The organism is Microbacterium sp. UBA3394 (assembly GCF_002358725.1).
Lineage (GTDB): Bacteria > Actinomycetota > Actinomycetes > Actinomycetales > Microbacteriaceae > Microbacterium > Microbacterium luteum.
Genome location: NZ_DEPK01000084.1, coordinates 4,212 through 13,213, shown reverse-complemented (window position 1 = coordinate 13,213; position 9,002 = coordinate 4,212). Strand labels below are relative to the sequence as shown.

Genomic DNA, 9,002 nt, shown 5'->3' with positions numbered 1-9,002 from the left:
CGAATGATCAGGTCGCCGACGTCGGCACTGCTCACGTCGATGGTGAGGTCGTTGCCGCTGACCGTCACCGCGGGACAGCTTCCGACGACGTCGACGCGCGGATCCGCCCTCTCGGCGATCTCGAGAGGCGCCTCGGAGCATTCGACGGTCTGGCCGGCGAGGTCCTCCGGGTTCCTCTCGGCGGGACTCACGGAGGGCGACGCAGAGGACGCCGAGGTCCCCGCCGAGCCGGTGGGCTCCTCGGGGAGGCGCACGACGGTCTCGGTCACGCACCCCGTGAGCGACGCGATCAGAAGGATCGTGACGGCGGCCGCGGCGCCCCGGAATCGGGCACCGGGCAGGGGGAGATCCATCGGCATGCAACCACCCTATGCGCGGGGCGGGCGCTAAGCACGAGGGTGGGCGAGGCGGTAGGTCGCAGCGAGGCGCTCACTCGAGACGTGGGTGTAGATCTGCGTGGTCGCCAGGCTCGCGTGTCCGAGAAGCTCCTGGACCGTGCGCAGGTCGGCTCCGCCGTCGAGCAGGTGAGTGGCGGCGGAGTGCCGGAGCGCATGGGGGCCGACGCTCGCACCGATGACCGGCCCGAGTCGTCGCGCGACCACGTCGTAGACCGCGCGCGGGCCGATGCGCGCACCTCGGGTGCCGAGGAACACCGCGGCGACGGGGGCGCCGTCGCCGCGGGCGTGCAGCACCGGGCGACCCCGCACGAGATAGGCCTCGAGCGCAGCGGAGGCCGGGGCGCCGAAGGGCACCATCCGCTCCTTGTCGCCTTTCCCGACCACGCGGAGGGTGCGGCGGTCGTCGTCGATCGCGTCTCGGTCGAGAGCGCAGAGCTCGGACACGCGGATGGCGGTGCCGTAGAGCACTTCGAGCAGCGCGCTGTCCCGCAGCAGCACGGGATCGCCGTCGCGTGCGGCATCGCGCACGTCGTCGAGGAGGTCGGAGACGCCGTCCGCGGTAGCCACCCGGGGAAGGGTGCGCCCCCGTTTGGGGGTGACGAGGCGAGCGCTCGGATCGACCTCGACCAGTCCCATCTCCACCGACCAAGCGAAGAATCCGCGAACGGCCGCGGCTCGGCGAGCAAGGGTCGATGCACTGTGACCGCGCTGCACCGACTCCCACAGCCACTCGCGGAGAGCGTGGACGTCGACGTCCGTCAACACCGGATCCCCGGTTGCCGCCACGACATCGGCGAGGTCGCCGCGATACGCACGAACGGTCCGTGGCGACAATCGGCGCACGTGAGCCAGATGATCCACGTAGCTCTCCGCCGCTTCGCCGAACCTCATGCCCTCAGCTTCCCCTCCTTCCCGTCCCCGAGGTGCGCGGCGCACCGATCAGGCGCGACGCCAGCCGCGATCGTCGCGGCGGACACGCCCTTCGAGTTCGAGCAGCCCGAGAAGCGACCCCGTCTCCGCGACGGAGAGGCCGGCACCGCGCGCCGCCTCGTCGGTGGAGCGACCGGCGCGCGTGCTCAGGGCGTCGACGACGCGGGTCGCCGCATCCGTCCTCGGACCACCCGTCGCACCGTCCGCGCGTTCGACGTCCCGTGCGTCGAGCCCACCCACCAGCTCCCAGGCGTCGTCCGCTCCGGTCACGGCGACCGCGTCGTACTCCCGCAGCAGTCGATGGCAGCCCGCCGAGGCGGCACTGGTCACCGGGCCGGGGACGGCGCCGAGTGGTCGCCCGAGGCTCACGGCGTGCCCGGCGGTGTTGAGCGAGCCGCTGCGCCAGCCCGCCTCGACCACCACGGTCGCCGCTCCGAGCGCCGCAATCAGCCGATTGCGCTGGAGGAAGCTTCTCCGAACTAACGCGACTCGAATCGGTGCTGGCCTCTTGTCCAACGAGCCTCGGGAACTACTCGATGCGATATATGCGTGATCGCCACCATTTGCCAGCTTCGCGCGTGGCGCGGTCCATGGGGCTGCCGAGGGGATTGTCGCTGGTCATATAGGTCCAGGTTGCCGAGGGTCTGCGCAGGCCGAGGCCTGCGATTCCTTGACTGAGCTGATCGGGCGTTGCCTTCTGGATGATGTCGGCGGCTCGTTCGTAGGCGGTCGCGAAGAATCCGTGGAACTCGCGGAGTGCGATGCGGTGGAACTCGTCGCGAGGGTTGACGCCTGCGAGGGCTTGGAGGTGGATGCCGTCGCGGATTTCGCTGAGGTGGGCGAGGTGGTCGCACCACTGTTCGTCGAGGCACCAGAGCGTGACTTCGCGGGCCAAGCGAGCGATGACTTCGGATGAGGAGGTTGACTCGAGCTCTGCGAGTTTCGACGGGACGCGGTTGGCAAGCTCGATGAGGCCGCGGTCGTGATGCATGACTTCGTTGCGGTCTTCCAGGACAGTGGCGCGTTGCCGTGCGATCGCGCGGTTGAAGTCCCAGGTGTCGCGGTGCCGGTCGTGTCGGATGCCTTCCGCGATTCGCTGAGCTTGGTCGACGATGCTTCCGAGTGCGGCCTGATCCAACCGCGGGCCGCGTCTGGTGATCTTCCCGAGATGATGTGCTGGGGCGTTGGCTTGCACGAGTTCGTCGGTGGTGCTCACGAACGTCATGGTGAGGCCGGGGTCGCCCTGTCTGCCGGCGCGGCCGCGTAGCTGCGCGTCGAGGCGTCCCGATGGGTAGCGGCCGACTTGCAGGACGGCCAGGCCGCCGGTCGCGGCCACGCGAGCATGGTCGTGCTCGTCGGTTCCCCCGAGTCGGATGTCGGTGCCGCGCCCGGACATCTGTGTCGAGATTGTGACGGCTCCGAGCTCGCCTGCCCTGGCGATCACGGCGGCTTCGTGGGCATCGTTTCGGGCGTTGAGCACTCGGGATGGGATGCCTGCTTCGGCGAGGGAAGCGGCGAAGCGCTCGGACTCGGCGACGCTCTGCGTGCCGACCAGGATCGGCTGACCGGTGTGGTGACGATCACGGATCTCGGTCACGACGGCGTCCAGACGGGTCTGGTCGTCGAGGAACACTCGTGGCGTGTGATCGACCCGCTGGTTCGGTAGCCGTCGTTCGACCCGCCCGGCGGGAAGCGAGTAGAACTCGATGAGCTCCTCGGCGACGGCGACGACGGTGCCGCTCATGCCGGTCAGCGTCGCGTAGTCGCGCAGCAGGTCCTGGACGGTCAGTGTGTCGAGAATCAGGCCTGGTGAGGAGACTTCGAGTTGCTCCTTCGCCTCGATCGCGGCGTGCAATCCGTCCGGCCAACGTTGCTGATGAGCGACCCTGCCGCGGGCGGTGTTGATCAGCCTGATGGTGTCTTCGACGACGAGGTAGTCGATGTCGCGCTGGATCAGAACGTGCGCGTGCAGGGCGAGGTTCACTCGTGTGAGCGTGGCCGTGTGCTCGGTGTCGAAGAGGTTCACCCCGCCGAGCCGATGCTCCAAGAGGTCCAGTCCGGCGTCGGTGAGCGAGACGGTCGCGTGGTCTCCGTCGACGGCGTAGTGCGTGCCGGCGGCGAGTTCGCGGACGAGGGTATCGGCGGCGGTGAAGTCACTGGGCGTGTCCGTCGAGGACCCGGCGAGCACGAGCGGCGACATCGCTTCGTCGATCATTACGGCGTCGGCTTCGTCGACGATCGCAACGTCCAGGACGGGAAGCACGCGGTCGGCTTCGGTCGTGGCGAACCTGTCGCGGAGGACGTCGTAGCCGACCTCGCTGACGGGAGCATAGACGACATCGTTGCGATATACCTCGCGGCGTGTCGATGAGTCGGTGTGCTGGCCGATCCAGCCGACGCTGACCCCGAGCGCGTCGAACAGGGGACGCATCCAGTCGGCGTCTCGCTCGGCGAGGTAGTCGTTGACTGAGAGCACGTGAACCCTGCGGCCGGCGATCGCGAAACCGACGGCAGCGAGGGCGCCCACCAGGGTCTTTCCCTCGCCGGTATCCATTTCGACGGCATGTCCAGTTAGCAGCGCGCAGCACGCCAGCAGCTGCTCATCGAACGGCGTCTGCGCGAGCGTCCTCTGCGCGGCAGCGCGCAGGATCGCCAAGAGCTCTGGAGACGGCTCAACGCTCGAACCAGGGTCGGCGGCGGCGAAAGAGCTTCGCGCCGCGTCGACCAGCGCATCATCAGCGAGATGGTCGGCCCACTCTTGTCTCTCTCTCGCGCGTGAGACAACGCGACGAAAGCGACGCAGAGACGTGGAGCCCGGCGCTCCGACTGCTCGCGCCAGCCACCGTTTCATGCTTCCCATCCAAACACGCTGCCTGCGACATCATGCTCGAGCCATCAGGTGGTTCGCGAGTCCATCGCTCTTGTTCCGGGCGTCACGGGTTGCTCAGTCGGGTCGACGTCGCTCGAGGGTCAGCCTGACTATGCGGCTCATCTGCGCGAGCTTCTCATCGGCGGCGCGGAGGCTGATTTCGATCCCTTCCAGCTCCCCGCGCCAGCCCATGCGTGTCGCTTCGCCTCGGCGTTCGAGCAGATTCGCGCGGATCGACTCGAGTCGGCGTCGTTGAGCGGGGTCAGGCCGCAGCATCGGGCAGCGGATGCAAGCGTGCTCGTGGATGCAAGGCGTGCCGTAGCCGCGGGAGCATGAGCCGAGCTCGACTTTGCGTTTCGCGAAGTGCTGCTGGAACTCGTCGAGTTCCTCCCCGCTGGGTCGCCGATAGTCCTCGACGGGTCGAAGCGCGCGGCGGCGATCGACGAACTCCCGGAAGTGACGTGCGACGTCCTCGTCGAAGACGGCAGTGTATCCCTGGGTGGTGGTGAGGTTCTGGTGACCCATGACCTTGGCGAGGATATGGACCGGGAGCCCGGTGCGAAGCGCGTCAGTTGCGAAGATCCTCCGGAAATCGTGCGCGGTCAGTCGGGTGCCGTCACTCGCGATCCCGGCGATGTCCTGGGCGTATTGGATGAACGTGTAGATGGTCGCGTAGGCCATCACTCGGTTGGTTCCGCGGCCCGGTAGTTGGAAGAGGAAGGGCAGCTTCTCCGAGAACACCTTGTCCTGGGGATCGTATCGGACCGCGAGGGGCACCTTGTCAGCGTCACCGCGGACTCTATGCCGCACTGAGGCGAGCACATGAGCGAGCTCCGGGGAGACCAGGAGCACCCGTTCGCGGTCGGATTTGGACGGCACGATCTGCAGCAGGAGCACTCGATCGCCATCCCGAGGTTGGAAGGTGAACAGCGCGGTCGTGGTGAGCTCGGTGAGCTCCTCCATGCGGACGCCGGTCTCGTGGAGGATGTGGGTCGTCGCCCATGCCCAGAACGACAAGTGTTCGATGCGTGCCTGCGGGATCTGCTCGCCGGTGTCCTCGTCGCGGATCCAGACCTTGGTCGCAGGGCCGGGCAGCGGCCGCGCGAGACGCGTGTAGCGTGCGCCGCGGAACTCGAACTGCTCGCCCATCGGAGTCTCGAGGGCGATCGCGAGCAATGCCGTCTGTTTCTCTTTGTCGGTGTCGATCGCGTCGAGCAGCTGCGGGACTCGGTCGATGAAGTGCCGGATCCGCTGGTGCATCGCGGCTTGGATGCGCCGCTTGTTCTTCATGTGCCCAGCGGTGTCGTTCTTCGTCAAGAACGAGGGCGCAGCCCATCCCGCCCAGTAGGCGTCCTGCGTTGCCCAGGCGGCGATGTCGTTGTAGAGACCCCGGACCATGAACAGCGTGCGGTGCACGTCGACTCGATCTCGGGCGTTCTCGACCTTCCACCAATGCGCCAGTTCTGGGCTGAGGTGCAGGTTCTCCTGAGCAGGGTTGTGCTCGCGGATCTTGGACCAGAAGTTCTTGAGGAGCTCGTAGGCGAGGTTGCGCAGTGTGGAGTAGTCGACGGTTGCTTCGCGCCCGCGGAGGTATCGCAGGAACATCTCTCGGATAGCGGGTGGCTCCACCTGGTAGAAGTCGACCATGCTTGTGGCGTCGCGGCGTGGTGCTCGGGTCAGCTGCCGGAGGCTCGGTGCATCGGTCGGAGCGATGCCCATCAGCTTGAGCACCTCCCAGGCGTTCGCTGCCTGTGCGCGTCGGTACTTGGTCAGCGAGCGACCCAGCACGACGAGTTCCTCGACGACGATCTCATCAAGGTGCTTTCCGGTAGCAGCTTGGATCGCGAGCAGCCCTCGACGCGGCGCTGGGGTATCGATCAGATGACTGCGCTGCTCGAATCGTTCGAGCGCCTCATCCAGGCCCCGCGTCGACCACGGAAGACCGCTGAGATCGATCCTCGAGTTCAGAGCGAGGAACTCGAGCGAGGGGCGGAACACGTCCGCGCGAAGCAGGATGGTGATCATCCGGCCCGGTCCGCTGCGGCTGTGCGCGACGGACGCAGCGTGCAACCCGGGGAAGGTGTCCGCCCATCCTCCGATCTTGGTCGCGCGCTCAGCGCCGCTCGCCTCCCATCGCTGTTGCCAAGTGCGCCCAGGCTCCTGCAGCAGTCGATCGAGGAAGAGTGCCATCTGCGGGCGGTAGTCGCGGTCGATGTTCTGCGCCAGCCGATTCGGCCCGCCAGCCAGGGCCAGCAGATCTTCTCGCGGGATCGCCGCGTTGGAGGGCTGTCGGAAGATCGGAACCCTCGCCGGCGGCGAGGTCTCCTCGGCGTCAAGTACGTCGTCCAGGTCGACGTCGACCAGGTCCTTCACCATGCGTCGTCTCCGGTTAGCTCGTGTAGATCCGCGGGGTCATACGCCAGCGGCGGTCGCGATGGTGGAGGGCGTGGCTCGTTCCGGCGCTGTAGGTGCTCGATCACGCGTGCGAGCACGTCTGAGTCGTGCTGGCGAAGGTAATGCTGCGTGGTGGAGAGGTGAACGTGACCGAGCACCCGCTGTATGTCGGACAGGCTCAGCGCGGAGTCCTGTGCCATCTGCGCTGCGGCGGTGTGGCGTAGGTCATGGAGCTTGACGTGTTTGCCCAACGCGGACCCTGCCCGTCGCAGGATCGCGCGTGCTGCGTCATAGTTCAGCTGTCGAAGCGGGCGTCTCGTCGTCCACCAAACTGGGTTTCCCGGCGCGAGCAACTCGGGCGGCAGTGACTGCTGATAGAGCGCCAACCACACGAAGGCCTCCGGCGACGCCGGTAGCGCTTGGCGGGCTCTGGTGCCCTTACGCGTGACCGTGATCTGCTGCTGGCCTGGATCGACATCCTCGAACGTCATCGCCAACAGTTCCGATGGGCGCGCTGCGCTGGAGAGATAGAACTCCAAGAGTGCGCGATCACGAGGGTGATCGAGGATCCGGAACAACTCTGCGATGCGCGACTCGGGTAGCGATCGCGGCTGCCCCTGCGGGACGCGCTGCCGAAGGTCAGCGCGCGGGTCCAGTCGGAACGGCGCTTCCGGGCTCCTTGTGCCGTTGCGACGAGACTCTCCGCGTTGCGGCACGGGGTTAGACACGGGACCGCGGCCCTGCCCAAGCTGAAAGCGATAGAACTCGGACACGACGGCGAGATTGTGGTTGATCGTGCGCGGCTTCAACGTTCTCGATGACAACGCGGACGGCTGCTTGCATGCAAGCACGAAGTCACGAACGGTGGTGCGCGTGGCGCGCTCCCACGAAGTCTGCGCGATCTGAAGATGCCGAAACCATCTCAGCAACCCGAACGCGTACGCGCGGCAGCTGGACTCGGCATTGCCGCACGCCCAGAAGTCCAGCAGGAAGTCCTCGACCTCGGCCATCGGTGCACCGTCGACACCGACCGCCCAGAACGGCGGTTCAACGAGCGCTCCCACAGCCAGACCTGACGACACGACGATGAGCCTCGCACGGTGAACGTAGTTACCGCACCGCAAGTCCGGTAAACACACCGCCACTTCGTGGGAGCTGCGCCCGGTGGCAGTTCGCTCACGAGCGCCCCGACCTCGGCGATGCGCTCGATCAGCGCGCTGTTGCCCCGCGGGTAGGCGCGATCGACGCCACCGGCCAGAAAGGCGACCGTCGGCGAACCCACGGCGAGCGCCGCTCGATGCGCGGCTCCGTCGACGCCGTAGGCCGCGCCCGAGACCACGGCGCCGCCATACGCACCGATGCCCGCGGCGAGGTCGGCGGCGACGTGCTCGCCGTAGGAAGTCGCGGCGCGGGCTCCGACGATCGCCACCGCCGTCGAGCGCCACGCGTCGACGGTTCCCCGCACCCAGACCGCCACGGGCGCGTGTGCACCGAGGTCGTTCAGACTCTCCGGCCAGTCGGACGCAGCCGGCGTGATCAGCATCGCCCCGATGCGGTGCGCCGCCCGCAAGGACCGGAAGACCGCGTCGCCGTCCAGGCGAGGCCGCCACCGAGCCCACGCGTGGCGCGCGGCCAGCCCGTCGAGCTCCCCGACAGGAGTCGGCACCGAGCGGGCGACGGTGTCGAGCGCGACAGCCGGGCCGAGCGCACCGATCAGCGCACCGGCGTCGGCATCGCCCGGTTCGGCGACGTGCGACCACGCGACGCGGGCGTACACCTCCGCGGCCGCCTCGTCATCGAGACCGTCGCCGAACGGTCCGAGCGCATCTCGGATCGCTGTCGGGGTGAGGTCGTAATCCGTCATGAAGCGATTCCCTTCTTCAGGTAGAGGGCGCGTCCGATGTCGTCGAGGCCGAGACGCGGCCTGCCCGCCAGATCAGCCAGACTCCACGCGACACGCAGCACGCGGTCGTAGGCGCGGAGCGTGAGCGCGCCGCGCTGCAGCGCGATGTCGAGCGGCCGGCGAGCTGCAGGGTCCGGCGCAGCCGGGCCCTCGCGCAGCCACGGTCCGGCGACCTGCGCGTTGCGCCGCCACTCGGTCTCCCGAAGCCGGTGCGCCGCCCGGTCTCGCGCCTCGCGCACCCGCTCACGCGCCGTCTCGGTGCTCATCCCCTCACCGCNNGCGACCACGCGACGCGGGCGTACATCTCCACCGCCGCCTCGTCATCGAGACCCTCGCCGAAGGGTCCGAGCGCGTCTCGGATCGCCGTCGGGGTGAGGTCGTAGTCCGTCATGAAGCAATTCCCTTCTTCAGGTAGAGGGCACGTCCGATGTCGTCGAGGCCGAGGCGCGGCCTGCCCGCGAGATCCGCCAGACTCCACGCGACGCGCAGCACGCGGTCGTAGGCGCGG

At 67.9% G+C, this 9,002-nt stretch carries 9 protein-coding genes; all 9 read right to left on the bottom strand.

What is annotated here, in order from left to right; genetic code table 11:
• A partial coding sequence (locus B4E30_RS04750) for a hypothetical protein (protein ID WP_286793726.1) occupies positions 1-359 on the bottom strand: 359 nt, incomplete at its 3' end.
• Between the two features lie 27 nt (positions 360-386).
• Positions 387-1,289 (bottom strand): tyrosine recombinase XerC, encoded by a 903-nt coding sequence (locus B4E30_RS04745; RefSeq protein ID WP_286793724.1) that lies wholly within the window; start codon positions 1,287-1,289, stop codon positions 387-389.
• A gap of 48 nt (positions 1,290-1,337) precedes the next feature.
• Positions 1,338-1,844 carry a DNA-processing protein DprA gene (locus B4E30_RS04740; RefSeq protein ID WP_414683184.1) on the bottom strand — a complete coding sequence of 169 codons (507 nt, stop codon included), beginning with the start codon at positions 1,842-1,844 and terminating at the stop codon, positions 1,338-1,340.
• 13 nt (positions 1,845-1,857) lie between these two features.
• Positions 1,858-4,179, bottom strand: a complete 2,322-nt coding sequence (gene secA2 / locus B4E30_RS04735) for an accessory Sec system translocase SecA2 (RefSeq protein ID WP_258186448.1) — start codon at positions 4,177-4,179, stop codon at positions 1,858-1,860.
• Between the two features lie 93 nt (positions 4,180-4,272).
• Positions 4,273-6,573, bottom strand: a complete 2,301-nt coding sequence (locus B4E30_RS04730) for a site-specific integrase (RefSeq protein ID WP_219879459.1) — start codon at positions 6,571-6,573, stop codon at positions 4,273-4,275.
• Complete coding sequence (locus B4E30_RS04725; protein WP_219879460.1) at positions 6,567-7,601, bottom strand: tyrosine-type recombinase/integrase; 1,035 nt, start codon at positions 7,599-7,601, stop codon at positions 6,567-6,569. Before B4E30_RS04725 ends, B4E30_RS04730 begins: the two co-directional genes overlap by 7 nt.
• Entirely contained in the window at positions 7,514-8,455 is a 942-nt protein-coding gene (locus B4E30_RS04720; RefSeq protein WP_286793720.1) for a DNA-processing protein DprA, read from the bottom strand. Before B4E30_RS04720 ends, B4E30_RS04725 begins: the two co-directional genes overlap by 88 nt.
• Complete coding sequence (locus B4E30_RS04715) at positions 8,452-8,760, bottom strand: hypothetical protein (RefSeq protein ID WP_286793718.1); 309 nt, start codon at positions 8,758-8,760, stop codon at positions 8,452-8,454. The genes B4E30_RS04720 and B4E30_RS04715 overlap by 4 nt, the downstream gene beginning before the upstream one ends.
• Positions 8,761-8,881: 121 nt before the next feature.
• Positions 8,882-9,002 (bottom strand): hypothetical protein (locus B4E30_RS16570; protein ID WP_414683185.1); only part of this gene is annotated, 121 nt, incomplete at its 5' end.

Excerpts from the sequence above, each read along its gene's own strand:
- B4E30_RS04745 (WP_286793724.1), bottom strand. The coding sequence starts at position 1,289 with ATGAGGTTCGGCGAAGCGGCGGAGAGCTACGTGGATCATCTGGCTCAC.
- secA2 (WP_258186448.1), bottom strand. The coding sequence starts at position 4,179 with ATGAAACGGTGGCTGGCGCGAGCAGTCGGAGCGCCGGGCTCCACGTCT.
- B4E30_RS04730 (WP_219879459.1), bottom strand. The coding sequence starts at position 6,573 with ATGGTGAAGGACCTGGTCGACGTCGACCTGGACGACGTACTTGACGCC.
- B4E30_RS04725 (WP_219879460.1), bottom strand. The coding sequence starts at position 7,601 with ATGGCCGAGGTCGAGGACTTCCTGCTGGACTTCTGGGCGTGCGGCAAT.
- B4E30_RS04720 (WP_286793720.1), bottom strand. The coding sequence starts at position 8,455 with ATGACGGATTACGACCTCACCCCGACAGCGATCCGAGATGCGCTCGGA.
- B4E30_RS04715 (WP_286793718.1), bottom strand. The coding sequence starts at position 8,760 with ATGAGCACCGAGACGGCGCGTGAGCGGGTGCGCGAGGCGCGAGACCGG.